Annotated in this window: 25 protein-coding genes and 1 riboswitch; of the genes, 18 read left to right on the top strand and 7 right to left on the bottom strand. The window is 42.1% G+C overall.

Annotated features, from left to right (window positions below):
- Positions 1 to 43 precede the first annotated feature (43 nt).
- The 3 genes from B9Y89_RS16705 to B9Y89_RS16695 all read left to right on the top strand — a co-directional run bounded on the left by B9Y89_RS16705 (position 44) and on the right by B9Y89_RS16695 (position 4,258).
- Positions 44 to 982: an SDR family NAD(P)-dependent oxidoreductase gene (locus tag B9Y89_RS16705; RefSeq protein WP_085524320.1), complete on the top strand. Its 939-nt coding sequence runs from the start codon at positions 44 to 46 to the stop codon at positions 980 to 982.
- Between the two features lie 136 nt (positions 983 to 1,118).
- The gene (ilvD, locus tag B9Y89_RS16700) at positions 1,119 to 2,831 is read left to right on the top strand and encodes a dihydroxy-acid dehydratase (protein WP_085524319.1); all 1,713 of its coding nucleotides are present in this window, start codon (positions 1,119 to 1,121) and stop codon (positions 2,829 to 2,831) included.
- Positions 2,832 to 3,265: 434 nt separating this feature from the next.
- Entirely contained in the window at positions 3,266 to 4,258 is a 993-nt protein-coding gene (locus B9Y89_RS16695; protein WP_085524318.1) for a nuclease-related domain-containing protein, read from the top strand.
- 129 nt (positions 4,259 to 4,387) lie between these two features.
- Here B9Y89_RS16695 and B9Y89_RS16690 read toward each other — a convergent pair whose 3' ends face one another.
- The 4 genes from B9Y89_RS16690 to B9Y89_RS16675 form a co-directional block, all read right to left on the bottom strand.
- Entirely contained in the window at positions 4,388 to 5,029 is a 642-nt protein-coding gene (locus B9Y89_RS16690; protein WP_085524317.1) for a hypothetical protein, read from the bottom strand.
- Positions 5,030 to 5,214: 185 nt separating this feature from the next.
- Entirely contained in the window at positions 5,215 to 6,141 is a 927-nt protein-coding gene (locus tag B9Y89_RS16685; RefSeq protein ID WP_085524316.1) for a glycine betaine ABC transporter substrate-binding protein, read from the bottom strand.
- A 33-nt stretch (positions 6,142 to 6,174) separates the two neighbouring features.
- Positions 6,175 to 6,843 (bottom strand): cysteine hydrolase family protein, encoded by a 669-nt coding sequence (locus B9Y89_RS16680; RefSeq protein ID WP_085524315.1) that lies wholly within the window; start codon positions 6,841 to 6,843, stop codon positions 6,175 to 6,177.
- A gap of 250 nt (positions 6,844 to 7,093) precedes the next feature.
- Positions 7,094 to 7,531, bottom strand: coding sequence for a MarR family winged helix-turn-helix transcriptional regulator (locus B9Y89_RS16675; protein ID WP_085524314.1), 438 nt, complete (start codon positions 7,529 to 7,531; stop codon positions 7,094 to 7,096).
- A gap of 194 nt (positions 7,532 to 7,725) precedes the next feature.
- On the opposite strand from B9Y89_RS16675, the gene B9Y89_RS16670 reads away from it, so the two are divergent.
- On the top strand, positions 7,726 to 8,751 hold the full coding sequence (locus B9Y89_RS16670) for an NADP-dependent oxidoreductase (RefSeq protein ID WP_085524313.1): 1,026 nt from the start codon (positions 7,726 to 7,728) through the stop codon (positions 8,749 to 8,751).
- A gap of 43 nt (positions 8,752 to 8,794) precedes the next feature.
- Positions 8,795 to 9,772, top strand: a complete 978-nt coding sequence (locus B9Y89_RS16665) for an NAD(P)H-quinone oxidoreductase (RefSeq protein WP_085524312.1) — start codon at positions 8,795 to 8,797, stop codon at positions 9,770 to 9,772.
- 369 nt (positions 9,773 to 10,141) lie between these two features.
- Here B9Y89_RS16665 and dapA read toward each other — a convergent pair whose 3' ends face one another.
- Positions 10,142 to 11,029: a 4-hydroxy-tetrahydrodipicolinate synthase gene (dapA, locus tag B9Y89_RS16660; RefSeq protein ID WP_085524311.1), complete on the bottom strand. Its 888-nt coding sequence runs from the start codon at positions 11,027 to 11,029 to the stop codon at positions 10,142 to 10,144.
- Positions 11,030 to 11,178: 149 nt separating this feature from the next.
- A riboswitch (Lysine riboswitch) is annotated at positions 11,179 to 11,363 on the bottom strand.
- A gap of 184 nt (positions 11,364 to 11,547) precedes the next feature.
- The gene (locus B9Y89_RS16650) at positions 11,548 to 12,474 is read right to left on the bottom strand and encodes a DMT family transporter (RefSeq protein ID WP_085524309.1); all 927 of its coding nucleotides are present in this window, start codon (positions 12,472 to 12,474) and stop codon (positions 11,548 to 11,550) included.
- 155 nt (positions 12,475 to 12,629) lie between these two features.
- On the opposite strand from B9Y89_RS16650, the gene B9Y89_RS16645 reads away from it, so the two are divergent.
- The 6 genes from B9Y89_RS16645 (at position 12,630) to B9Y89_RS16620 (ending at position 18,908) form a co-directional block, all read left to right on the top strand.
- A complete protein-coding gene (locus tag B9Y89_RS16645) occupies positions 12,630 to 13,085 on the top strand; it encodes a hypothetical protein (protein WP_085524308.1) in 456 nt (151 codons plus the stop codon).
- Between the two features lie 205 nt (positions 13,086 to 13,290).
- Positions 13,291 to 14,019 carry a FadR/GntR family transcriptional regulator gene (locus B9Y89_RS16640; RefSeq protein ID WP_085524307.1) on the top strand — a complete coding sequence of 243 codons (729 nt, stop codon included), beginning with the start codon at positions 13,291 to 13,293 and terminating at the stop codon, positions 14,017 to 14,019.
- A 222-nt stretch (positions 14,020 to 14,241) separates the two neighbouring features.
- Positions 14,242 to 16,023, top strand: coding sequence for an L-lactate permease (locus B9Y89_RS16635; protein ID WP_085524306.1), 1,782 nt, complete (start codon positions 14,242 to 14,244; stop codon positions 16,021 to 16,023).
- 17 nt (positions 16,024 to 16,040) lie between these two features.
- Entirely contained in the window at positions 16,041 to 16,775 is a 735-nt protein-coding gene (locus B9Y89_RS16630; RefSeq protein WP_085524305.1) for a (Fe-S)-binding protein, read from the top strand.
- Positions 16,766 to 18,214: a LutB/LldF family L-lactate oxidation iron-sulfur protein gene (locus B9Y89_RS16625; RefSeq protein ID WP_085524304.1), complete on the top strand. Its 1,449-nt coding sequence runs from the start codon at positions 16,766 to 16,768 to the stop codon at positions 18,212 to 18,214. The genes B9Y89_RS16630 and B9Y89_RS16625 overlap by 10 nt, the downstream gene beginning before the upstream one ends.
- The gene (locus B9Y89_RS16620) at positions 18,189 to 18,908 is read left to right on the top strand and encodes a LutC/YkgG family protein (protein ID WP_085524303.1); all 720 of its coding nucleotides are present in this window, start codon (positions 18,189 to 18,191) and stop codon (positions 18,906 to 18,908) included. The genes B9Y89_RS16625 and B9Y89_RS16620 overlap by 26 nt, the downstream gene beginning before the upstream one ends.
- A 109-nt stretch (positions 18,909 to 19,017) precedes the next feature.
- On the opposite strand, the gene B9Y89_RS16615 is transcribed toward B9Y89_RS16620, so the two are convergent.
- Positions 19,018 to 20,367 carry an N-acetylmuramoyl-L-alanine amidase gene (locus B9Y89_RS16615; RefSeq protein ID WP_085524302.1) on the bottom strand — a complete coding sequence of 450 codons (1,350 nt, stop codon included), beginning with the start codon at positions 20,365 to 20,367 and terminating at the stop codon, positions 19,018 to 19,020.
- Between the two features lie 366 nt (positions 20,368 to 20,733).
- Between B9Y89_RS16615 and B9Y89_RS16610 the strand changes: the two genes are divergently transcribed.
- The 7 genes from B9Y89_RS16610 (at position 20,734) to B9Y89_RS16580 (ending at position 26,649) form a co-directional block, all read left to right on the top strand.
- Positions 20,734 to 21,684 carry an ABC transporter permease gene (locus B9Y89_RS16610; protein ID WP_085524301.1) on the top strand — a complete coding sequence of 317 codons (951 nt, stop codon included), beginning with the start codon at positions 20,734 to 20,736 and terminating at the stop codon, positions 21,682 to 21,684.
- Positions 21,677 to 22,624 carry an iron chelate uptake ABC transporter family permease subunit gene (locus tag B9Y89_RS16605; RefSeq protein ID WP_085524300.1) on the top strand — a complete coding sequence of 316 codons (948 nt, stop codon included), beginning with the start codon at positions 21,677 to 21,679 and terminating at the stop codon, positions 22,622 to 22,624. The genes B9Y89_RS16610 and B9Y89_RS16605 overlap by 8 nt, the downstream gene beginning before the upstream one ends.
- Positions 22,621 to 23,379 carry an iron ABC transporter ATP-binding protein gene (locus B9Y89_RS16600; protein ID WP_085524299.1) on the top strand — a complete coding sequence of 253 codons (759 nt, stop codon included), beginning with the start codon at positions 22,621 to 22,623 and terminating at the stop codon, positions 23,377 to 23,379. The genes B9Y89_RS16605 and B9Y89_RS16600 overlap by 4 nt, the downstream gene beginning before the upstream one ends.
- A 27-nt stretch (positions 23,380 to 23,406) precedes the next feature.
- Positions 23,407 to 24,366, top strand: a complete 960-nt coding sequence (locus B9Y89_RS16595; protein ID WP_085524298.1) for a siderophore ABC transporter substrate-binding protein — start codon at positions 23,407 to 23,409, stop codon at positions 24,364 to 24,366.
- Between the two features lie 126 nt (positions 24,367 to 24,492).
- Positions 24,493 to 25,578 (top strand): zf-HC2 domain-containing protein, encoded by a 1,086-nt coding sequence (locus tag B9Y89_RS16590; protein ID WP_085524297.1) that lies wholly within the window; start codon positions 24,493 to 24,495, stop codon positions 25,576 to 25,578.
- A gap of 215 nt (positions 25,579 to 25,793) precedes the next feature.
- Positions 25,794 to 26,363, top strand: a complete 570-nt coding sequence (locus tag B9Y89_RS16585) for an RNA polymerase sigma factor (RefSeq protein WP_085524296.1) — start codon at positions 25,794 to 25,796, stop codon at positions 26,361 to 26,363.
- Complete coding sequence (locus B9Y89_RS16580) at positions 26,347 to 26,649, top strand: zf-HC2 domain-containing protein (RefSeq protein ID WP_176222268.1); 303 nt, start codon at positions 26,347 to 26,349, stop codon at positions 26,647 to 26,649. Before B9Y89_RS16585 ends, B9Y89_RS16580 begins: the two co-directional genes overlap by 17 nt.
- Positions 26,650 to 26,715 lie beyond the last annotated feature (66 nt).

The raw sequence follows: 26,715 nt of genomic DNA, 5'->3' as shown, positions 1-26,715 counted from the left end.
ATTAATTGAACACTGGTCAATTAATTATAAGGAGGACACAATAATGAATCAAGCGTTAGTATTAGGAGCTTCAGGGGGAATGGGGTATTCAATTGTTCAAGAACTAACTAGCAGAGGTATACCCGTCAAAGCCTTTGCGCGAACGAAGCATAAACTAGAAAGGTTATTTGGTGAGGATCCAAATGTGACTACAATATCAGGTGATGTGTTTCAACTAGAGGATTTACGAAAGGCGGCTTCTGGAGTTGATGTGATCTTTCATTCGGTAAACATACCGTATGCCCGGTGGGAAAAGGAACTAGCTCAATTGATGAATAATATTGTTGATGCGGCAAAAAGTGAGTCTGCTAAACTCGCCATTGTTGATAATATTTACGCTTATGGGAGGAGTCCAGGTCAGATAGTAAATGAGATGAGTCCAAAGAATCCTCATACTAAAAAAGGGAACATTCGTCTTGAGGTTGAAAGATTAGTAAAACGTTCCGGTGTTCCGGCACTGTTTGCTCATTTTCCGGATTTCTTTGGTCCAAAAGCGGAGAGAACCATTTTGAATGTAACACTTAAAAACGTTGTGAGAAATAATAAGGCAAGTTTTGTGGGAAGCCAAAAAGTAGCCAAAGAATTCATTTTCACCCCGGATGGTGCAAAGGCCATCGTTAATTTATCTTTAAATGATCATGCTTATGGACAGAATTGGAATATTCCCGGATATGGTGTCATTACAGGTGAGGAACTTATTCAAACGATTCGGTCTCTCACAAATTACACTAAGCGGGTTTCAACGATTAATAAAAGCATGATTAGGCTACTAGGTCTATTTAACTCAGATATGCGGGAAGTGGTCGAGTTATTTTATCTGAACGAAGAACCCGTTATCTTAAATGGAGAAAAATACGAAAAATGGGTGGGGCCATTGCCACGTACGTCATATGAAGACGGACTGAGATGTACTTTGGAGGATATGTATGGTGAAAAAACTTAATTATTCTCGAAGGAAGGGTGATAGTCTATCATTTAATTCAAAAATTCTACAATTAATTATCTGAACATATAAATTTGTTGAACCATTCTGCAATATGTTTTATAGTTATATAAAAGAGAGAGAGGAAGAATAGATTATGGAAAAAGATTTACGTGTTCGCAGTCAAGTTTTCGATGACCAGAAGAGAGCTCCTAATCGGGCGATGCTTCGTGCCGTTGGGGTGACCGATGAGGACTTTAAAAAGCCGATGATTGGCATTGGCAGTACATGGAGTGAAGTGACGCCATGTAATATCCACTTAGATGATTTAGCGAAGAGTGCGAAGCAAGGGGCTAAGGATGCCGGCGGGGTTCCGCTTGTTTTTAACACGATTACGGTATCTGATGGGATTTCTATGGGGACAGAAGGCATGCGGTTTTCGTTACCTAGCCGGGAAGTCATCGGTGACTCTATCGAAACTGTAACTGAGGCTGAAAATATGGATGCCTTTGTTGCGATCGGTGCATGCGACAAAAATATTCCTGGGTGTATGATTGCGGTTGCGCGATCAGAAGTTCCTGCTTTGTTTGTCTATGGCGGCTCGATTGCCCCAGGGTTTCGTGACGGCGAAAAACTAGATATTGTCTCGGTTTTTGAAGGTGTCGGCAAACATAATAACGGTGATATCAGTGACGATGAACTTAAGGGCATTGAGTGTCATGCCTGTCCTGGAGCCGGTTCTTGCGGCGGCATGTATACAGCAAATACCATGGCGTCCGCTGTAGAAGCGATGGGGATGAGTTTGCCGGGGAGTTCGTCTCACCCTGCTGAATCTAAAGATAAACGAATAGATTGTAATCAAGCTGGTGAAGCGGCTTATCATCTATTAGAAAAAGGCATCTATCCAAAGGACATTATGACGAAGAAGGCTTTTGAGAATGCTATTACCGTTGTGATGGCTTTAGGCGGATCTACCAATGCGATTCTCCATTTATTGGCGATTGCGCATTCCGCTAATGTCGATTTAAGTATTGATGACTTTGACCGGATTCAAAAGCAAGTGCCGCATATTGCCGATTTGAAACCAAGCGGTAGATATGTAATGGAAGATTTATATCATATCGGCGGAGTTCCTGCTGTCATGAAATACCTTTATGAAGCCGGCTATCTTCATGGAGATTGCTTGACGGTTACAGGTAAGACGATTGCTGAAAACCTTGAGGAAGCGTCCGCTTTGCCGGAAGATCAGAATATTATTCTACCTTTAGACAAACCTTATCGAACAACTGGCCCACTCGTTGTTTTAAAAGGAAATTTAGCGCCAAGAGGGGCTGTGGCTAAAGTATCGGGTCTTAAAGTCAAACGCCATACGGGGCCGGCTCGCGTATTTGATACAGAAGAGGAAGCGACAGATGCTGTGATCAATAATAAGATTAACGAAGGCGATGTCCTCGTTATTCGTTATGAAGGTCCTAAAGGCGGACCGGGGATGCCGGAGATGTTATCTATTTCATCGATTCTTGTAGGGAAAGGGCTTGGCGAGAAAGTCGCGCTATTGACAGACGGTCGATTCTCGGGCGGCACGCACGGGTTAGTCGTTGGTCATATCGCGCCCGAAGCACAAGTCGGCGGGCCGATTGCCTTACTCAAAGAAGGTGATGAGGTGACTATCGATTCGGATCTACAGGAAATTACAATGGCTGTAACAGAAGACGAATTAGATGAGCGCCGCAAACATTGGACAGCACCTAAGCTGTATGCCAAAGGTGCCCTTGGAAAATATGCGCATAATGTGTCCTGTTCATCAAAAGGCGCCGTCACAGACGATTTTGAACAACAACCTGAAGTAGAAACTGTTCCAAAGAGGTAAAGTCTCCCGAACAATAAGATATGAGAGCAAGGTCTAAGCGTCGTCAAAATGCGTAGACTCCCGCGGGAACAGCACGAACGCCTTAGAATAAGCTTCTTTGGACTGCGACGAAGCATCTTGCTTCCCTGAATAGGCTTGAAGATGCAGGAGCACGAGCCGAAGATCCACTTGGTAAACGGTTTTCTTTACCAAGTTAGCTGAGGCCGTGCCCGCGGAAGGCGAAGTATTTTGACGAAGCGATGACAGGAATGACTATTTTAAAGAAACTTGGCTTATCGCCAGGCCTTAATGGCGAAAGCCTTAGTTGCACTTATACTTTCTTTAAGTGTAAACAAATCATCCGAACTGATTAATAAACAAGTTCGGATGATTCTCTGACTCATATACTTTTGTCCCAGCTTTATAATAATTCATTTGGGTGAGGATGTGGTTGATTGATTCACAAAAAATTAGACATTCCACTTAGAGTTTACAAGGATCAAGCATTGCTAAGACGGTTGCCTCTTAATCATGATAAGAGGTCTGATATTGAAGAAGACCAGAAAAGTCGAGAATCAGGTTATAGAGGTGAACATCAGTTACAATATTATTTGCAAGAACTTCCGGACAAAGATTTCCACATTTTTAACGACCTCCGGTTGCCAACGACCAGCAACACTTCATTTCAGATCGATAGTTTAGTCATTTCTTCCCATTTAGCTGTGATCATTGAAGTAAAACATATGTCTGGTACTTTGTTTTTTGATAACACCTTTAACCAACTCATACAAACTAAGTCAAAAAAAGAAAGAGCCTACCTCAATCCCCTGGCACAAGTAAGAAGACAAAAGCACCTTCTTGAAAGGCTAATGCAATCGAATCAAGTACACCTACCAATAGATTACCTCGTTGTAAGCAGCAATGCCCATGCCATATTAAAAGCAAAACCTGAAAATCAAGAAGGCTTTCAAAAAGTCATACGTGTTGAACAAGTGCTTGAGAAAATCCTCTCCCTGCATCATATACATCCTAAGCCAATGCTTACACTGTCTAATATGAACAAAATTATGACTCTGTTGCTTAATAAACATAATCCTGTTGATACGAATATTCTCAAAACCTATTCAATTGATGTCAATAATATTATCTGTGGTGTGCAATGTCCAGCTTGTAAGAAATATTCAATGACACGGAAATTTGGCGAATGGTACTGTTCCATATGTCAATGTGTCTCAAAAAAAGCACATAAGCAAGCGCTGCTAGATTACTTTTTGCTTTTTGGTTCTAAAATAACGAATCGTCAATGTCGTGATTTTCTTCATCTCACCTCACGAAAAGTCGCATGGCAGTTATTAAAGGATTTGAATTTACCCTCAGATGGTGAAAATAGAACCACTTTCTACACACTGTCCTTTGACAAGTTATATGATGCAGGGTCAAATGATTAAAAGGAACGGTTAATATGAATTTTGGAACGGTTGCAAGCAAAATTGGAACGGTCAGGAGCAAAATTGGAACGGTTCAAGCCCATTTTGGAACGGTTGCATGCAAAATCAGGAACGGTCCCATCCTGCTGACTATTCATTAAGCTGTTTTCTGTTAACTGTTTTCACGATCCATCTGTTATCCTTTTTGGTCAGGATGAATTCCATATTCACGTGACCGATAAGCTCATTCCGACGTTCTTGCACAACCTTTGCCATGTCTGGTCCAGTTTTACTAAAGGTGAATGGCTGATCTTCTTTCAGAAAGGTTGGTGCCTCCGTCGCCACGACATACACGCCATCTTCTTTTTCTTTAAAGTACGTATGAACCATCGACTGAGCGAGGTTCTTTGACATGAAATGCTTGAAATGGGTGATTAACGCTTGTTTGGTGTCAAATGCTTTGAGCCTTTGCTGATCATCTGTATAATTGATCACTTTATTAAAAGCTTTTTCAAATTCGGTAAGGACAACTCGTGCTCTGTCCTTGTCGAATGTGTCAGATGTCCCGTTTTTATCAGATGATGGTGTCTTTGTTTCTGCGGCACTAACTAAACGTTCTTCCTGAGTATCTTTGGTTTTATCTGATTTTTCTATTTGATTAGAGGCATCTTGCTGTTCTTGATTCTGACTTTGTGTCGCTCCGCTAGAACTGTCATTTAGGTTTCCTTGACCGCAACCCGATAACGCTATTACCCCTGCTACAGCAGTTGTCAACAAAGTTTTCATACTCATAATAACACCTCTTTAAAATTCATAGTCTCTATATAAGACGTGATAACCTGGAGATACGTTGCAAAAATCATCAAAAATGTGAGAGATTTTTTGCAACCGTTCTATTAGTCGTAGTGATTCCCGTTAAAAAAACCTCTTAAACGACATTGTTCAAGAGGTTTTTTTAACACGTTATTGTTTTATAATTATTTAACACCTTTTGTCCATTTGTTGACCATATCTTGGTGATGATTAACCCATTTTTTCGCCGCCTTGGCAGGATCCATACCGTTATTGATCATGACCATCACTTTACCGATTTGGTCTTTTGACCACTTAAATTGATTAAGAATTTTGTAGGCTGCTGGAGCATCGTCTTTTAGGCCTTTCCGAACAATGGTATTGATGTTGTCAGGGTCTCCATAAAGGTTTTTCGGATCTTTTAAATATTTTAAATCAAATTTTGAGAATGCCCAATGAGGTGACCAGAGTGTCACAACTATTGGTTTTTTATCCTCAATGGCTTGACTCAATGCTGAAGCCATTGCAGGTGAAGAACTGGATTGCAATTCCCATTTATCCAGTCCGTATTTTGGCATAACTTCGTTTTTTGTTACCGTCATTTGTCCGGCTCCAGGTTCAATTCCGGTGATGGTCCAATCTAATTTTTCGCCGATTGAATTTGTGTTTTTGGCCAAATCCTTGATGGAGTTAATGTCCTCCATATATGTGGGGACTGCAAGACCGAGTGGTGCTCCCTCAATGTTTGGACCCAGATGAACAAGCTTATCTTTATATTGATTCCAATATTTTGCATCTGTGTGCGGCAGCCATATGCAAACGGATGCATCGGCTTCACCATTAGCAAGACTCGTGTACATCGCTCCAGAATTAATAGATTTCAAGGTGACATCATAACCCGCATTTTCAAGGACCACTTTCATCACGTTATTACTAGCCGTAGCTGATGCCCATGAAACGTAAGGAAGGGTTAATTCCTTTTGGCCGAGATGATCTTTGCTGTCACTATTTGCGGTATCATTGTTTTTGCTATCATTGCTCCCACACGCTGATAGAGCGATCGACAGCATGAAAATCGCGGCTAAGGCAAGAAGTTTTGTTTTTCTCCACATATTTTTATCTCCTTTTTTAAAAGTTGAATATCTTTATTGGTTTAATTTATCAAATACTTGGCGCATGTTTTCCGGTGTGAATTGTAATTGATCGGGATAGGGCGATTCCCAACTTCTATACGATTGGCCAGAGAGCTTCTTGATTATCTCAGATGTATCGTAAACGGCGAGGTCATAGACCCAATTAGCCATAATTAAAATGGAGGCCATTTGTGCGCCTTCATTTGTAGCTCCGCAGATATCTTTAACTAAATTGACTTGATAATCACGGAAATACGCATCAAATACGGACGTCATTAAACAACCGTCTGTAACCAATCCACCCATGATTAAATGTTCGATGCCCATGCTTTTAAGGATCAAGTCTAAACTGGTATCGTAAAAACTGCTCCAGCGATATTTATCAATGACAATATCGTGTTGTTCAGGTTTGATTTTATCAATAATATCGACTGCGGCCGTGCCATCATTATAAAAGACAGGTTGGCCATCTTTAGTTAGAGGTTCTTCGTTGGATAGACCAATGGTATCCTTGCGGTTCATGTGGCGGGTGTATATGATGGGAATACCCACTTTCCGACATTCATCAATTAATAGCTTAGCGTTGTCTACAACGGCATTCACGCCATGAATGCCGAATTCACTTTCCTTTTGCACATCAATTAATACGAATGCTGTTTTAACTGTGTTCAGTGTTGTCACCCTCTTTGTTGTTTTAAATCGGACTAAGTCCTTACTTAGAACGGATTTTGTTCAATTATTTCAATTAATATTAAACAAATTAAATTATATAATATAAATTGAACAAAGTCAACATTGTGGATTATTGACCCTTTAGTTCTCGACTGAATAAGCAAGAGCACTGAAACCCAAGCGTTTCAGTGCTCTAAATCAACCTTTGATTCAATGATATGTTAATGAAACTCTGTACTGATGATAAGTACGCGCAGGTCTACTTCGAATTAGCGTCTTGGATCTTGTCCAGCAACCCTGAGAAATCGGAAAGGGCTGTTGTCAGTTCTTCTTTAGTCAGGCCGCTCTTTTCGATAAGTTTGACAGGGATTTCTGTTGCCTTTTCCTTCAGTTCTTGTCCTTCTTCTGTTAGTGAAATATACACTTTTCGTTCATCGTCAGCCGCTCGCTTTCGATTGACCAAATTCCGATCAGCCATCCGTTTCAGCAAGGGGGTCAATGTGCCAGAATCAAGATAAAGAGCTTCACCCAACGATTTGATGGAAGACGTTTCTCTTTCCCATAATACAAGTAAAACGAGATACTGGGTGTAGGTTAAATTAAGTTCGTCTAGAAACGGTCGATACATTTTATTAATTTCTCTTGATAGTGAATATATGGAAAAACAGAGGTGGTTGCTTAGCTTCATCATATCCATTAATTATATTGCATCCTTTCATTTTTCTTCTTTAAAAACTAATTGTATGAGCCGCAAATGTCAACTCTATTTAAATAAGGTAAGAGGTTATTTTTGACGGATGCATGTTTTATTTGTAGAATTCACTTGTAAGCAATTAAATTGTGCACAAAGTAATTCGTCAATTTTTATATATAGAATGGAGTAGTGATAGTATGACAGAGAGCATGGAAAATCAACAAATTTTACTTGCGGCCCGTCCAAACGGGATGCCGACCGAGGAAACCTTTGAATTTAGAGAGGTTCCTATCGCTGATCCGAAAGCTGGTGAAGTGCTCGTCCGCACTTTATATCTTTCAGTTGATCCATATATGAGGGGGAGAATGAGTGATGCGAAATCCTATGTCGAGCCTTTCCAAGTCAATGAAGTTATTCCCGGTGGTATTGTCGGAGAAGTTGTTCAATCGGAATCCGATCACTTAAAAGTAGGGGATAAAGTCATTGGGATGCTAGGCTGGCAGAAATACAATACTGTCGAAGCAACAACTGTACGTCAAGTTGATGAAACGATTGCTCCTTTATCGGCTTATTTAAGTGTCCTTGGGATGACTGGACTGACAGCGTATTTTGGTTTGCTTGATATTGGTCAGCCGAAAGCAGGCGAAACGGTTGTCGTTTCCGGTGCAGCTGGTGCTGTTGGAATGGTTGTTGGTCAGATAGCAAAGATAAAGGGTGCCCGCGTTGTTGGGATTGCCGGATCGGAAAAGAAAACGACATTCCTTGAGCAAGAACTCGGATTTGATGCGACGATCAATTATAAAACAACTGACAACATGGAGCAGGCGCTTGATGAAGCATGTCCGAATGGTGTTGATGTTTATTTTGATAATGTCGGCGGTCCAATATCTGATGCGGTTATGAATAGATTGAATGACTTTGCGCGTATTCCCGTATGTGGTGCGATTTCATCATATAACAAGACAGACGATGATTTAGGACCCAGAATCCAACCGAAACTTATTAAAAGCCATGCCATGATCAAAGGATTCGTGGTTCAAGATTATGCTGATCGTTTTAAAGAAGGCACACAGGATCTCGGTAAATGGTTATCTGAAGGTAGAATCAAATACGAAGAAACGATTGTTGAAGGTTTTGATAATGTTCCGCAGGCTTTTCTAGGGTTATTTAAAGGTGAAAATCTCGGAAAACAATTGGTCAAAGTAAGTGAACCTTCAGAATAACAGCTTATCTGATCCCAAACTGTTAAAGTAGGAGGCAGCGGCAATGAAAGCGATTCTTGTAGAAGACGAATTCAAACAACTATATATAGGTGACACCGAGCAACCGACAATATCGGCTTCAGACTTGCTTGTTAAAGTCAAAGCAACGGCACTGAATCGCGCCGATCTAATGCAAAAGCAGGGGAACTATCCACCCCCAAAAGGAGCATCACCGATCCTGGGCCTTGAGATGAGCGGTGTCATTGAAGAGACTGGTGAAAATGTCCAAGGTTGGAGAAAAGGTGATCGGGTATTTGGGTTGCTGCCCGGTGGCGGTTACGCCGAATATGTGACGATTCCTGCGGATATGGCGATGCCCATACCAGATTCACTTTCCTTTGAGGAAGCAGCGGCGATTCCAGAAGTGTTTTTGACCGCTTATTTAAATATGTTCCAACTGGGCGGCTTAGGCAAAAACCAAAGCGTGTTAATTCATGCTGGTGCCAGCGGCGTTGGTACCGCAGCTATTCAACTGGCTCGTGAAGCTGGAGCGAGATCCATTGTGACTGCAGGAACAGATGAAAAAAGGGATTTTTGTCTATCGCTTGGTGCTGAAACAGCGATTGATTATAAAGCAGGACCGTTTGAATCAAAGGTGAAAGAGGCAACCCATGGAACAGGTGTTAATCTCATTCTTGATTTCATTGGTGCTCCGTACTGGGAACAAAATATCCGGTCACTTGGCGTTGACGGAAGGTTGGTTTTGATCGGTGTCATGGGCGGTGCCAAAGTTAGCGATGTCGATTTAAGTCAATTGCTTTTTAAAAGAATCCAAGTGATTGGAACCGCTCTTCGATCGAGAACAGTTGAACAAAAGATTGATCTCACCCGACGCTTTTCTGAATTTGCATTGCCGCTATTTAATCAAGGTCGTTTGCAGCCTGTGATTGATTCGGTTTGGAGCTGGAAAGAGGTCAACGAAGCCCATCAATACATGGAACAGAACAAGAATGCAGGAAAAATCGTTCTGCAGGTTCAATAAATATCGTTTTGTGAATGGGAGGGAGTCTAATGGCAGTCCAATTTGAAACTCAACAAGATGCTATGATCACGCTTGAAGAGATGACTCATCATGGACAAATGACAATGGTGGTTTTCGTTCGCCATCTTGGTTGACCAGTGTGTCGAGCTTATCTCACGCAGTTGCGTGAGCGCATTGATGAATTTAATGCCCTCGGTGTAGCTGTCTACGTTGTAGCGCCATCCAAAGCGTCCTTGATCAGCCAATTTTTGGATGCCTTTGGACCGTTCCCATTTTAGAACCGACAATCGTATCATTTCATGCACAAAAAAAGCTGGCTCACGGGCCAGCTTTTTTTATAAATCGTGCTGTATAGAATCACTATAATGGTTAACCTGCCACGTTATGGGTAACGAAATGCAACGTGTGCTCAAGTGATTGTTTTTCTTCTTGATCTAATGGCATTAGTGGCAGCCGAACCGATCCAACATCCACACCTGAAAGTTTAAGTGCTTCTTTAACAGGGGCCGGACTTGGTGCCATAAATAGCGACTTCATGATCGGCAGTATGCTCTGGTGGATGGCAGCCGCGTTTTGCGGTTCACCACGCAGATAGCTGCGAACCATTTCCTGCATATCATTGCCGATAACATGTGAAGCCACCGAGATGATACCGTCTCCGCCAATGGCAAGCGTCGGAAGTGTCAGGCTGTCCTCTCCGCTATATAGAGTGAATGAGGCATCGGTCTCATGAATAATCTTAGTCATTTGATCAAGATCGCCGCTAGCCTCTTTAACGGAGACAATATTGTTAATCTGCGATAGGCGGATGATTGTCTCAGCGGTCATGCCGACAGCACTCCGACCAGGAATGTTATAGAGCATCACCGGCAGCGTTGTGGCTTCAGCAACGGTTTTAAAATGCTGGAACATACCTTCTTGAGACGGTTTGTTGTAATAGGGTGTGACGAGCATAATGCCGTCAACCCCGATGGTTTCAGCCTGCTTCGTCAGCTCTATAGAAGCTTGAGTGTTGTTAGAACCTGTACCAGCAATCACTGGAATACGTTTCTTCACCGTTTTCATGACGAACTGTAATAAAGAAAGTTTTTCTTCTTTCGAGAGCGTTGGCGATTCGCCGGTGGTGCCAGCGACAACCAGCGCATCTGTCCCATTGGCAATTAAATGGTTGATCAGATTTTCAGTTTTTCCGTAATCGATGTTGCCATCTTGGTCAAAAGGTGTGACCATGGCAGTTAGAACGTTACCAAAATTCATTCTTGCCACCTCTATTCATGGATTCGGGTACTACTCACACAGACTTGGGGGGACGGTAAGTATGAATAGAGGGTATCTCATCATAACTTAAAACCACAAAAAACACCAACGAGGGCCGTTGGTGCATCATCGTCAATTCCCGTTATGATGCGTGAGATAGCCCTCCATATAGCCAGAATCGCTATATGACAGCTCTGCATTTGTTCAACGCAAAACCAGTGCAACAGAATGATGAGTATCTGCTCACTTCGGCAAATCCCCCTTTCGGCAACCGTCAACAGAGCTCATTCTCCTCAGGAAGCTTACTGATGGTCTTTGCACCTCTATCCTCACTTCAACTTTATATTGAAGTAAAGCGAATATAATTATAATTACAATATACCAAACATTGAGGCTGAATGCAATGCAATAGTTGTTTTAAACTAATGGAATGATTTTTGTGGAGAATAACATGGTTGGAAGAGGAATTGGCCTGGTCAAGAGGTGCCTGCCATATTTTCTTCAGGCACCTTTACTTTTTAGTGATGATTAATTTTCTTTGCGTTGATTTCTTCAAAATGTCTCCGGTGTTCAATAACGCCAGTTCCGAGAATGACGCCTGCCATGATAAAAATGAACCCAAAAATTTGACCAAAGTGAATGATTTCTCCTAAAAATACGTAGGAGCCAATGAGTGAGAAGAACGGGACAAGATTATTGAAAATCGCTGTTTCCCCAGCGCCAAGATGTTGAATCGCGTTATTAAACAGCATGTGACCAAGCCCAGTAGCTAGAACAGCAGAACCTAGAAAAATCAGCCAAATCCATCCAGGCGCTGTACCGAACGTCTCGAGTCCTGCTGGCTCAATTTGTCTGCCAACGAGAAAGAGGAGGATCGATCCGCTTACGAGCATTATGCCAGTAATAAGACGAGCGTCCAGTGTTTGTGTGACCTTCTTAATAAAAACGAAACTTGTGGCCTGAGACAAAACAGCTAAAAGAACGAATAGATCGCCTAGTGACGCACTCCCAATTCCCCCGCTGCCATTAAGGACGACAAAGGCGACGCCCACAAACCCCAGAACAATACCAAGCAAGCGTAAAGGGGTGAGCCGATCACCGAGAAACAACATAGCAAATATAGAGGTTGTTAACGGTACTAATCCTAAAATCAGCCCGCCATTAGATGCGGTTGTTTGTGAGAGGCCAGTCGCCAAAAGAGAATGATGGGCGAATACACCCGTTAAGGCAATCAATGCAATATATCCAGTTTCTTTTTTGTTCAATTTTCTGAACTCGTTTTTCGCGAGAAGGACACCCAAAACGACGATTCCGGCAGTTAAGATTCGAAACGCCTGTATAGTTATTGGTGAAAAATAATCAACCAAAACTTTAATGGCGATCACGTTAAAGCCCCAAACCATCATCAAACATAGTAACAGACCGTAAATCAATCCCTTGTTCACAAAACCCCTCGCTTTCGAAACAATATCAATTAGATTATTTTACCATAGATAATGGACTTACCCTAAACAAAAATTTATATTACATTTTTTTGAAGACCACGTGAGAGTATGGGTAATCTGTGGAATGGGAATTGTATTCACAAAGGAGTAAAATTATGATCGGATTAATCATCGCAACACTTGTCTTTAACTTCATTGCATTTAAAACAAATAAACGATTATCATCCATTCAAATTGCTCATATTTGGGTTTTTACAATTGCACTTCAACAAAGTTTTGATATTTATGTTGATGTTAAATACCATGGCTACTGGTACTTCTCAAATGGGGTTGACTGGAGGGCAATTCCTGCACACTTAGCACTGCTACCGCCTGTTAATATGATGATAATCAATGGGTTTCCTTTTAACAGCTCGGTGTTAAAAAAAGTGCGTTACTTAATCCTTTGGGAAATTGCGTTGCTCACTTATGAAAGTATCACGCTGTTACCAAGTCCCTGGGGGTACTTTCATTACGGTTGGTGGAACATGTGGCATTCGGTTTTTGTTAACCCTATACTTCTCATCATATTATTACTATATTATAAATGGATCAGCCGGGCGTGCTCTTGAACCAATACTGTGCGAATGAGGGGATATTGTGGATACAGCGGTAAACAGCAACAACGGCTTCAAATTCCTTTTATGAATCTCATCACTTCAAATCTTTTTGGGGATTTAGGAAAAGTTATTAAAAACACCGATGCTTTTATTTATTGCCGCTCTAGGGTTGCTTCGCTAAAATAGGGGTAGTATGTAACAAATAGGGGTGGAACGATTGGTATATAAGCAAATTCGGACCCGAAAGATCTACGAGGAAGTCGCAGATGAACTATTAGATATGATAAAAAGAGGCGATTTATCACCAGGTGCCAAACTTGATTCTGTTGAGCAGCTTGCGGAAAATTTCAATGTTGGCCGCTCGGCAATCCGTGAAGCTTTAAGTGCGCTGCGGGCGATGGGCATTTTAAAGATGCATCAAGGCGAAGGGACGTATATTCGTGAATTTGATCCAAAAACCTTGTCATCATCCGTTTTAACAGCTGTGCTGATGAATAAAAAGGATGTCAAAGATTTGCTGCAAGTAAGAAAGATCCTTGAAAAAGGAAGTGTGTCATTAGCGGCTGAACATGCTACAGAAGCCGATCTGAAGCCCATTTTTGCAGCATTAGAAGCGATGAAACACGCGAACGGTGATGAAGAACTTGGTGAAAAAGCGGATTTGGACTTTCATATGGCCATCGTAAGGGCCTCAGAGAACCGGTTTTTAGTTGACCTTATGGATAGTGTTTCAGAAACGATGGTTGCGGCGATGCGTGAGACAAGACGTGTTTGGCTCTATTCTAAAGAAACAACGCTTGATCGGCTCTATGAAGAACATAGACAAATTTATGAGGCGATTAAACAAGGACAACCGGATGAAGCTGAAACTTTAATGATGTCCCATCTGACTGAGGTTGAGAACATTCTTTTAAAATATTTACCTAATGCAGCAAATACAGTATGAAAAATCAAGATATAAAGTTAAGCATTGTGACCGGGGTGGTTTCCATATGAAGCCATCCGGATTCAGATTTCTTAATCTTCTGGCGTAGCAATATTCAAGAGCAAGAAAATATTTTTATTGACTTGTATTATGTAAGCGCTTTTTATACAATGGGTCTTAGATGGTGTTAAGTCATCAGATGACCAGATGAACATATCTTAATATGAAGGAGGTATTAATTAGATGAGCATAGGGATGTTGTCACTCATCGCTCTTATTCCCATTATCTCAGTATTTGTATTCTTAGTTATTTTACGATGGCCGGCAAAATGGGCCATGCCTGTTGCACTAGTTGTAACCGTTATCGTAGCTGGTTTGGTTTGGCAAGTGCCAACTAATCAGATTGGGGCGGCTGCAATCAAGGGTCTATTTACGGCACTTGAAGTTGGTTTGATTGTTTTTGGAGCTATTTTGTTGTTGAACACGTTGAAGGAAAGTGGTGCGATTCACACCATTCGTAAGGGCTTTACAGCGATAACACCTGATCGGAGAATCCAAGCGATTATCATCTGTTGGTTATTTGGATCTTTTTTAGAAGGGGCAGCTGGATGGGGAGCTCCCGCTACAATCGTTGGTCCGTTACTTGTGGGGATTGGTTTTCCAGCTATGGGCGCCGTTATGGTGGCTTTAATCCTTGAATCTACGCCTGTATCTTTCGGAGCGATTGGCACTCCCATATTAGTGGGAGTGAACTCAGGGCTAAAAGGTTCAGATATCGTAGGGGAACGTGTCGCTGAAGTCGGGACGAGTTATATGGGCTTCATTGACGGGATTGGCGGTGAAGTGGCTATTTTCCATGGTATTGTGGGCATTTTAATGCCACTGTTTTTGTCAGCGATGTTAACGCGATTTTTTGGCAAAAAAAAATCAGCTAGAGAAGGACTCGCGGTGTGGAAATTCGCTATCTTTACGGGTTTTGCCTTTTCAGTGCCGTACGCATTAGTGGCCAATATTCTCGGACCTGAATTTCCAGCTTTGTTAGGCGGATTAATTGGTTTGGCAATTGTTATACCGGCCGCAAGAAAAGGACTTTTCATGCCGAAACAAACTTGGGATTTTGACGACCGAAAAAATTGGGATCCTGAATGGATCGGGAATCTAAAGGTTACTGAGGATGGACAGCCTGTACGAAAAATTGGCATGATGTCGGCTTGGATGCCGTATTTATTAGTGGCAGTGTTATTAGTTGTAACGCGTATATCTTCACTACCGTTTAACGGTTGGCTAAAATCCTGGGTCATTTCCTTAGAAGATTTATTTGGCACGGGGATGACGGTATCAACTCAACCGTTGTATGTACCGGGAACTGTTTTTGTTATCGTATCGTTGATTGTCGTCTTCCTGCATCGCATGAAGGCCCCTGAATATGGGCGCGCCGTTAAAGATTCGTTTAAGACAGTTGTCAGTGCCATGGCGGCGTTGATTTTTACGGTGCCAATGGTACAAATTTTTATTAATTCAGGTGTGAATGCGGCTGATTTTGCAAGCATGCCACTAGTATTGGCTGAGAGCATGTCAAACCTCGTCGGGGATGTCTGGCCCGTTGTTGCTCCAACGATCGGTGCTATCGGGGCCTTTGTTGCCGGCAGTAATACCATCAGTAACATGATGTTCTCCCTTTTCCAATTCGGTGTCGGTGATTCAATTGGAGCCACTCCTGAGACCGTTGTTGCTTTACAGGCGGTGGGTGGTGCCGCCGGTAATATGATTTGTGTGCATAACGTTGTTGCGGCCTCAGCGGCTGCTGGACTGCTTGGTAAGGAGGGAACCATCATCCGGAAAACGCTGATCCCGACAGCTTTCTATGTTGTATTTGCCGGGGCATTGGGATTTGTTGTTATTAATGGCATTGGTTTCAATATTGGAACGTTGCTTCTTGTTATCGTGTTGGGTCTCGTAGTGATAGCCATCAAGAAAGGCATAAGTTACAACCGTGACACGGAACAGGTTGATTTGTCTGCTTAACGAGAGGGGATTTTTTCATGAAAGTATCATTGTTTGTCACCTGTTTATGTGATCTTTTCTATGTCCGGGCTGCACAAGCCACGGTTGAATTGTTGGAGAGACTTGGCTGCGAGGTTGATTTTCCTGAGAATCAGACTTGTTGTGGTCAGCCAGCATACAATAGCGGTTACCATAAGCAGACGAGAAAGACAGCCAAGAATATGATCACAACTTTTGCAGATGCTGAGTATGTTGTGACACCGTCTGGGTCATGCGCGTATATGTTTTATGAGTATGAACATCTTTTGGCTGATGAGCCGGGTTGGGAGGAAAAGGCGAGGGAACTTAAGCATAAGACGTATGAACTCACACAATTCCTAACAAACGTTTTGAATGTTGAAGATACGGGGGCTGTCTTCAATGCCAAAGCGACCTACCATTCATCCTGCCATATGACGAGATTACTAGGTGTTAAAGAGGCGCCTTTTAAACTATTAAACAATGTTGAAGGTTTGGAGCTTGTGGACTTACCAAATCGCCAAGATTGTTGTGGATTTGGCGGCACATTTGCGGTAAAAATGACATCGATTTCGGAACAGATGGTTGATGAAAAGGTTGAGCATATTGAGGATACCGAGACTAACATCTTGATTGGCGCTGATGGGGGTTGTTTAATGAATATCGAAGGTCGGATTGACCGGCAAGGCAAGCCCATACGTGTTATGCATATAGCCGAAGTTCTTAACAGTCGAGGTGAAGCATCATGGCAATGAAAATAAGTGAAGAAGCATTCTCATCACGTGTGGATACGGGGCTGAATGATCAGTTCATGCGTGGTGCGGTCCGTTCGGCTCAAGGTCGACTACAAACCAATCGTTTGGATGCGGCTGAAGAACTAGGAGACTGGGAAGCGTGGCGAAGTGCTGGTGCAGAGATTCGCCACCACACCATGGAAAACTTGGATTATTACTTGCAGCTTTTGAGTGAAAAGGTGGCTGAACGGGGCGGACATGTGTATTTTGCTGCAACCGCCGAAGAAGCTAATCAATATGTTCAAGGGATTGCAGAGAAAAAAGAAGCTCATAAAGTCGTCAAGTCAAAGTCTATGGTTACGGAAGAAATTGGTCTGAATGACGCGTTAGAAGACATTGATTGTGATGTCGTTGAAAGTGATCTTGGTGAATACATTTTGCAGATTGATGAGGACCCGCCATCCCATATCGTCGCCCCGGCTTTGCATAAAAACAAAGAGCAAATCCGAGATGTCTTTCAAGAAAAAATCGGTTATACCAATACGGAGAACCCTGAGGAGCTAACGTCTTATGCGCGTGAACAACTGCGTCGCGAATTTTTATCAGCGGATATTGGGATTACGGGATGTAATTTTGCTGTGGCCGAATCGGGATCATTTGCGCTTGTAACCAATGAAGGCAATGCCCGTATGGTGAGTACGCTCCCCGAAACGCAGATCACCGTTATGGGGATGGAACGCGTCGTGCCCACTTGGGAAGAGCTAGATGTGATGGTCAGTTTATTAACCCGCAGTGCGGTTGGGCAAAAATTAACCAGTTATGTGACGGCCCTGACAGGACCGAAAGAAGCTGGAGATGTTGATGGTCCTGAAGAGTTTCATCTAGTCATTGTCGACAACGGCAGATCCAAAATATTAGGTAGTGAATTTCAGGAAGCCTTGCATTGTATTCGCTGCGGGGCGTGTATGAATGTTTGTCCAGTGTACCGGCACATCGGCGGTCATGCCTACGGTTCCGTTTACTCAGGGCCAATCGGTGCTGTTCTAACGCCGCTACTTGACGGTTATGAGGACCATAAAGATTTGCCTTATGCGTCATCCCTATGTGGGGCTTGCACGGAGGCATGCCCTGTGAAAATCCCGCTCCATGAACAATTAATCAAGCATCGGCAAATCATCGTCGAGGAAGAAAAGAAAAATGATTTAAGTGAGTGGCTGGCAATGAAAGGTTTCGAATTAGGTGCGGGATCACCGTGGCTATATAAGGTAGGAACGAAAGCGGCACCAGCGCTTGCTAGTCCTTTAGTGAATGAAGGATCGATCTCAAAAGGCCCGGGCCCCGTCAAACCATGGACGGATATCCGTGAGTTTCCAGCTCCGGAGAAAGATCGGTTCCGTGATTGGTTTAAAAAGAGACAGAAGAATGGAGGTGCGGATGATGAAGGGCACCATTCAAAATAGGGATCAATTTTTAGATAATATAGCCCATAACTTAGGACGGGAGCGGAATACCCAAGGCGTCAAACGGCCGTCATGGGAACACCAGCCTCAATGGGAAGTGTTAAAAAATAGCACTGAAGATGACTTGGTTGAGGTGTTGGAAAAACAATGCGCCGCAATTCATACAGATGTGTTCCGAACGAATGTCGAACAGCTCGGTGCTACTGTGGAGCAAGTGATTCAGAGCAATCAGGGGCGTTCAGTCCTCGCATGGGATGATCCGCGTTTCTTATCTTTTGGTCTCGAGTATGCGTTCGATCTTCTAAGTAATAAGGGCATCGATATCCATAAGTGGGATTCGTCAATGGGAGATGAGAATATCCAGGTCGCCGAGCAAGCGGATGTAGGTATTACGTTCAGTGATGTGACGCTTGCTGAGTCGGGGACGGTGGTGCTTTTCAGCGACAATGGTAAAGGCCGATCAGTGAGTCTGCTGCCGTCAACTTATATTGCTATCATTCCCAAGAGCACGCTCGTTCCAAGAATGTCGCAGGCGACAAGAGAGATTCATCAGCGTGTTGAAAGCGGGGAGGATGTGGCTTCGTGTGTCAATTTCATTAGCGGGCCGAGTAATAGTGCTGACATCGAAATGAATCTTGTTGTCGGTGTCCATGGACCGATTAAGGCGACGTATATTGTTGTAGAGGATCGCTAATTAAAGAAGTCAGGCCTGCATTGTGGATGAATTTACTAAAGGTTGCGTTTGCGGAACGCAACCTTCTTTTTAATGAACTCACTTCTTAGATGGGGCACAGGTACAAAAACTATTCTTTTATGTCAGCTAAAATGGATTCTAAGTCGGTCATCGAATTGTTGATCATTTTGCTGTATAAGTCTAGAACAGATTGGCCGTAATTGTCTCCTGGAACAGCCCATTTCCCATTTAAAGACTGCCATGTTGGTGCTTTGCCTCTATCGACGAGATTAAATCGCGGATCAACTAAATCATGAATATTGGGCAACGATTCTGAGGTAGCATAGGCAAACAAGTGTTGGATGTGGGCGAGAACGCCTTGTCTTGGCGTCTCAAAGCTGGCTCCGGGTTGATCCGGTCCAGTTGCGCCAATCCCTGCATAGTTATTTTGTTTGGCTTTGACGCTACCAGTAAATCGGAAATAATCTGTCTCGTGCAGGGCCTGGGCAAAAGCAATATCGCCCCTTATCCCATATTGTGTTCCAAAGTTAAGATAAAACTGCCCTAGTAGAGGTGCGTCTGGATTCACCTTCCGGGCGTAACGATTCATCTGTTCCGGGGATAATTGTACCGCTCCTAAGATGGCATATCCTGAACTTTTACCCGAATTGTTATTGACTGTGTCTGTTTGTTCAACGGAAATAAAGGCCTTCTTAATGCCGGCTTTTTTGACTGCTGTCAAACGATTTTCAGCATTTTGACGTTTTTCAAATGCCCCTGCTTGGACCCGGTACCATAAGTCGTCTGATATATAGATAGGGTTAACGAAGGATTGAATCCCTTTGGAATCTAAATATTGAACGCGATCCTTGGCATTGTTTCTGTCCTTGAAAGATCCAGCAATGACCCTATACAACTTTCCGGAAGCCTGCTTACGTTCGAGATTGAAGGCTCTTTCTAATCCATTGACATGGCCTCTAGCGACAGTTTGCCGCCAGGAAGGGTCATTTAGCAAGGCTGCGTCATGGTCATTATCAATAAAGCCATTTTCCGTTATTAATGCCGGCATGGCACTTTCCCGTAAGACATGAAAATTCGCTTGCTTCTGTCCGCGGTCATCTAATTGATTGACACTCGTGACCTCATTATGAATGATGTCTTGATATTTAGCCGTTACAGATGAATTTGACAATCCAACATAAATATAGTCCTCATAGCCATCTGCTGAACCATTATAGGCATTACAATGAATCGATAAAAAGTAGTCAGCATCCCATGCATTAGCTTCATTCGTCCGTTGGTCCAAACTGACAAAGGTATCTGTTGTCCGGCTCATTTTAACTTCTACATTGTTATAATTATTATTTAAGATAGTTTGAATGCGTAATGCAATATCAAGGACAATGTTTTTTTCTAATAGACCATTACCCGTCGCTCCTGGGTCATGGCCGCCATGACCTGGATCCAAATATAGCTTCATAGACTCCCTCCCAGGTTAAGACCATTCCAATCATAAATGATCCTCTCATATCTGATTCACTTCTTATTGTAGTCATTACATAGAATTTTTGTTATATACAAGCGTCCATAATCCTTAATAATCAAACGAGTGTTGATAGATTTATGGCTATAAAAGGGGTTGAAAATTAGGAAGAGGGGGTGGGGCGCTATTATGATCCAAGGATTTAAACGATGCGATAGGACCTTTAGAGTATATGCAGAAAAAGCTGAAAACCCATTGACAATGTGAAGATTTTGCCATAGACTATCATTAATTGATAATGATTATCATAATCATTATCAATTAACAACAATCTTAGCGCTAAGAAAGAATAAGGAATGGTTTATGAAAAAGAGAGATCTGATCATCGCGTTGGTGGTTTTATCCCTGATATCGATCTTTATTGGGGTTGAGGATGTTACGCCGTTAGACCTGTTTCATTTAACTGAAAGCCAAACTCAGATATTACTGATTAGCCGATTGCCGCGGTTAATCAGCATAATCATTGCTGGAACAAGCATGAGTATTATGGGGCTTATTATGCAGCAACTCACGCAAAATAAGTTTGTCTCACCAACAACGGCTGGCACCATGGACTCGGCAAGGTTTGGTATTTTATTTGCTCTAATCGTCTTTCCGGCTTCAAGCCCACTCCTCAAGATGATCATTGCGTTTGCCTTTGCGTTGACGGGGACATTCATATTCATCAAGATTTTAGAAAAGGTGAAATTGAAAGATAGAATTTTTATACCACTTGTTGGTCTTATGTTTGGTCAAATCATGAGTTCAATTTCAATGTTTTTTGCCTATAAGTACAATTTGATACAAAGCATGTCGTCATGGATGCACGGAGACTTTTCCATGGTGATGAAAGGCCGGTACGAATTGTTATATCTAAGTTTGCCGCTCGTCATCCTGGCTTACATATTTGCGAACAAGTTCACGATTGCGGGAATGGGCGAGTCATTCTCCCGAAATTTAGGGCTTCATTATCATCGGGTCGTTAATACAGGTCTGCTCATCGTTGCCATGGTTTCATCGGTCGTTATTGTGACCGTTGGTACGTTACCGTTTTTGGGCCTCGTTATTCCGAATTTAGTCAGTATTTATCAGGGGGATCACTTGAAACATGCGTTATTTCATACAGCGTTGCTCGGTGCGGTGTTTGTCCTGTTCTGTGACATCTTAGGTCGCGTGATCATTTTTCCATATGAGATCTCGATCGGCTTAACGGTCGGTGTAATCGGCAGCGGCATGTTTCTTTACTTACTGATGAGGAGAAGGGCCTATGAATGATCGAATGAAGCTAAGTATTCTAGTTGTGCTTGCACTCGTATTAATCGGAGGATTTATGTTCATCGATGTGGGTGATGATTGGGCCTATGTGCTTCCTAGGCGTGGTGAGAAAATCATAGCGATTGTGTTAACGGGGGGATCTGTTGCCTTCTCAACCGTTATATTTCAGACGATGACCAATAATAAAATCCTGACGCCGAGCATTATTGGATTAGACTCCCTTTATATGTTAATTCAAACGGTTATCGTCTTTGTGTTTGGATCAACGACCCTAACAATGATGGATCAAAATGTTCATTTCTTACTGTCAGTTGGTTTGATGGTCCTGTTTTCGGGAGTCTTGTTTAAAATCCTTTTTAATCGAGAAGGACGCAACATTTATTTTCTACTGTTAGTGGGGTTAATCTTCGGGACGTTTTTCCAAAGTATATCGTCTTTCATGGAGGTGCTGATTGCCCCAAATGAATTTATGATGGTGCGAGACAAGATGTTTGCGAGTTTTAATAATGTGAATACAGACATTCTCATACTCGCTATTGTTGCTGTCTTATCCGTTGTTGTTTACTTTCTGAAGTTTAGCAAATACTTAGATGTGTTAGCCCTTGGGAAAGAGCATGCGGTTAATTTAGGTGTCAATTATGATTGTGTTGTCAAACGACTCCTAGTCATCGTTGCTATTCTCGTGTCCATTTCAACAGCATTGGTTGGACCGATCACTTTCTTGGGATTGCTTGTTGCTAACGTTACCTATCAGATTTTACATACCTATCAGCATCAGTCCTTGATTGCCGGGGCCATCTTGGTCAGCATCATTGCTTTAGTTGGCGGCCAGTTAATAGTTGAGCATGTATTTGTATTTTCAACAACAATCAGTGTGATCATTAATCTCGTTGGCGGCATTTATTTTATCTATCTGCTTTTAAAGGGGCGTGGGTCATGATCGAAGTTAAACAATTGACCAAGCAATATGATCAGGTGAATGTGGTGAATAATATCTCACTCAATATTGCTAAAGGGTCAATCACATCATTTATCGGTCCTAATGGCGCCGGTAAAAGCACCCTGCTGTCCATGGTCAGTCGGCTTATATCAAAGGATGAGGGTGAGGTGACGATTGATGGAGAATTGATGGGTCATTATAAAAGTAATGATTTGGCAAAAAGGATATCAATTCTGAGGCAGTCAAATCATCTGAATCTCAGGTTAACAATTAAGGAATTAGTGAGCTTTGGTCGCTTTCCCTATTCGCAGGGGCGATTACAGCCCGAGGATTGGGATTATGTCTATGAAGCTATTCAATATATGGAACTGGAAGACATGCAAGATAAGTATATTGATCAGTTAAGCGGCGGACAATTACAAAGAGCCTATATTGCGATGGTAATTGCGCAAAATACGGACTATATCTTGTTAGACGAGCCGCTTAATAATTTAGATATGAAACATTCCGTACAAATCATGAAAGTCCTCCGGCGATTGGTTGATGAACTCGGTAAAACGGTTATTCTTGTTATCCATGATATCAATTTTGCTTCTTGTTACTCCGATTATATCGTGGCACTAAAAGAAGGAGAACTCGTAAAAGAAGGAACAACCGATGAAGTGATCACCCGCTCGGTATTAAAAGATGTTTACGAGATGGACATGATGATTGAGCGGATTAATGGTAATCGAATATGTATTTATTTCACGTAATCAAAAATAGTTTAAGAGGTGATGAACATGAAGAAAACGTTTCTTACATTAGTCGTGGCAGTTGTGTTGGCGATGGTTGTGACAGCTTGCGGGTCAAATGGTTCTTCTTCGAGTGCTAATGGAGCAGAACAATCGAAAGTAAACAATGCTGAGACATTAACGGTTCAGCATGAATTGGGAACCACGAAAGTCAAGAAAAACCCTGACAATGTCGTCGTGTTTGATTTTGGTGCCTTGGATTCTTTGAATGAAATGAATGTGGACGTTGCCGGTGTTGCCAAGAGCAGCCTACCACCGTATTTGTCTAAATATGACGATGACAAATATGCGAATGTCGGTAGTTTGAAGGAACCAGATTTTGAAAAAATTAACGAACTTAATCCTGGTTTAATTATTATTTCCGGACGGCAATCGGGATCCTATGAAGAGCTTAGTAAGATTGCACCAACCATATATGTGGGTGTTGATAACAAAAACTATATGACATCATTTAAAAAGAATATGAGAACCCTTGGTAAGATTTTTGACAAGACATCTGTTGTTAAAAAGACCTTGGGAGAGATTGATAGCCAAATTCAAGAGTTGAAGGCAAAGGCTTCAACCATGGATAAAAAGGGACTAATTGTATTAACCACTGGCGGTAAGATGAGTGCATACGGCCCCGGCTCTAGATTCGGTATTATTCATGATGTCTTTGGCGTCAAACCTGTAGATAAAAATATTAAAGCATCGACTCATGGTCAAAAAATATCATCTGAATATATCTCTGAAAAGAATCCTGACTACCTCTTTGTTATTGATAGAGATTCAGCGATTGGACGGGGGGCATCAGCTAAAAAAGTCATTGAGAATGCTTTAGTGAAAAAGACCAATGCGTCTAAAAGTGATCATATTGTCTACTTGAATCCGAACTATTGGTATCTTTCTGGCGGTGGCTTAGCATCCGTACAAGAAATGGTTAAGGAAATCGATAAAGGGTTGGAATAATGGAGCATGAATCAGAGCTATCCCACAACGTTTGGGATAGCTCTATTATCATTCTATATTTTAACAATCGTTCGTCCTTTTTTTGCTTGGTTACATATGGTAAGATTTTGGTAAGGAGTTGGGGTGATGACTCGTAATCATGATTTAATTAAGGATTTATTGACTTTGTACGCAGATGATATGGTGAGTGATAAGACAAAGGCAGTGATACAAGATCACTTGGCATCCTGCACCGAATGTCAGCAGCTATTGCGGGATATTCAGGAAGAGGAGCACTTGACGACGCTTCCTCCTTTGACCGCTGACCACGCCTTTGAGGTAGAAGAACACGGCAGAGGAACACCGTTCATTAAAAAACTCAGAAAGCTCATGCTCATCGTGGCCGTCGTCGCTGTCTGTTTATTCGGCGTGTTCTCCATTGTCAGCTGGATATCCGGTAAACAAGCCGCAAGAGGTCAATATGAACAGGAAAAATTGGCCCATGATCGCGAATTAGTCCAAATTGATTCTGAGCTTGTCTCATTATCCCCGCCGCAGGAGGAAATTTTTAAGCAAACTGGCATTAACATTCACTTCACAGAACGAAGCTTTTCGACTAAGAAGAGTAAGATTGCTTACAAATATACATGGGATAACCCCAAAATTGACTATATTATGGAGGATGTCTATTGGCCGAACCACCTTATTGCAACGGACTTAACCAATAATGATGTGTTTGGCCGGATAAAAAATACAACCTACACCGGCGCGATGTCGGAACAAGAAACATGGGTCTTAGAAGGTATTAAGAAAGATACAAAAATGGTCGGGGTAGAATTGCCAAATATCGCCGTTTTCTTTAAGCCCCCTAGTTTTTCAATTAAATTAAACCAAGATGGCACGACACCGATTCAGAAGGAAATGGCATTCAATGGGATCCGCTTTCAAATTAAGAAAGCGAAGGTGGAGGATTCGCGTATTCATGTTTATTACCAACAATTAGATAAGATCAACGAAGTCGGTTTATATGAACTGAGTTTCAGCGTTGTTGATGCTCACAATAAACAATGGAGTACAGAACCCAAAATCAATTTCGATATGGGGAAAAACAGAGTGGCTGAAATTCCTTTATATAAGAAAGCTAAGCCTCCTTATCACCTGCAGCTAGAGCACGCCGTCCTAATTATTCCAGGGATGCATTATAAATTTTCTGTAACGCCCCCTTCATCTTAATCGTTACCTTTTAGGAAATGATTCCTAAAAGGTTTTTTTATGCTTCAAAACAGTTGTCGTAACCTTGATGGGGATCGCAGGTTCTGAAGCCCATAGTTCGGCTGCACCGAATTTAGACAACTTAATAACAAATTTCCAGAGATATATTCAAATAAAGTGTAACCTTTTTGCCTGTTTGGTTACTACATGGGTGAGGGAAAAAGGGGGGCAATTTCTTGGCTCTGTTCGATTCGTTACGAAAGTTTAGCAAAAATGGTCAGTCACTCATGGACAAATTAGAGGAGTTTTATAAGGACAATCGATCTATCGTCTATTTATATTTTTACAATTTAATCGGTTCGCCTGAAGAAAGCGAAGAATTAACGCAGGAAACGTTTTATCAAGCAGTTAAATCGATTCATCGATTTAAAGGTCAGTCCACATTAAAGACTTGGCTGATGCAGATTGCCCGGAATACGTATCGAAATAAAATCCGGGCATTAGCTAAAAGAAAATACGTTGAGACAACTGAGAAGATCGAATTGCAGGGTGATGAAACCTTTAATCCTCAAAAAATATTAAGCGAACGGCAAGTAACTTGTGATATTCAGCGCATATTTAAACAAATGCCCCCGGATTACAGGGATGTCCTGATCTTTAAAGAAGTCCATGGATTCTCACACGCTGAGATTGCTCAAATCCTTGAAAAAACCCCTCAAACGACAAAGGTTTTACTGTATAGAGCAAAAAAGAAGTTCAAGGCTTTATATGAAAAAGAGGTGGTGTATCGTGAAGAAACATTGTGAGATCATCGAGGACTTGTTGCCCTTATATGTTGATCAGGTGACCAATACGGAGACAAAGATGTTTGTGACCGATCATTTAACTGAATGTGAACGGTGCCGGCAAATAAAAGCCGAACTACTAAAGAATAAAAGTTATGCCGTAAATATGATGCAGCCCTCGCCGACCGAGCCTTCGCCTTATGAACTTGCATTTGTCAAACACATTCAAAAAAGCAGACGCTGGTCGGGGGCTTCCTTTATCCTCTTGATATTCCTTTTTTCATTGATCTGTTGGTTCCTTGTTTGATATCACACCCCTGGCACAACCTGAGCATGCTGTCCCGCGGACCTATGCTTGTGGGAACTGCCCTTA

Source organism: Tuberibacillus sp. Marseille-P3662 (assembly GCF_900178005.1).
Taxonomy (GTDB): Bacteria; Bacillota; Bacilli; order Bacillales; family Sporolactobacillaceae; genus Marseille-P3662.
This window is presented reverse-complemented; position numbering and strand designations above follow the sequence as displayed.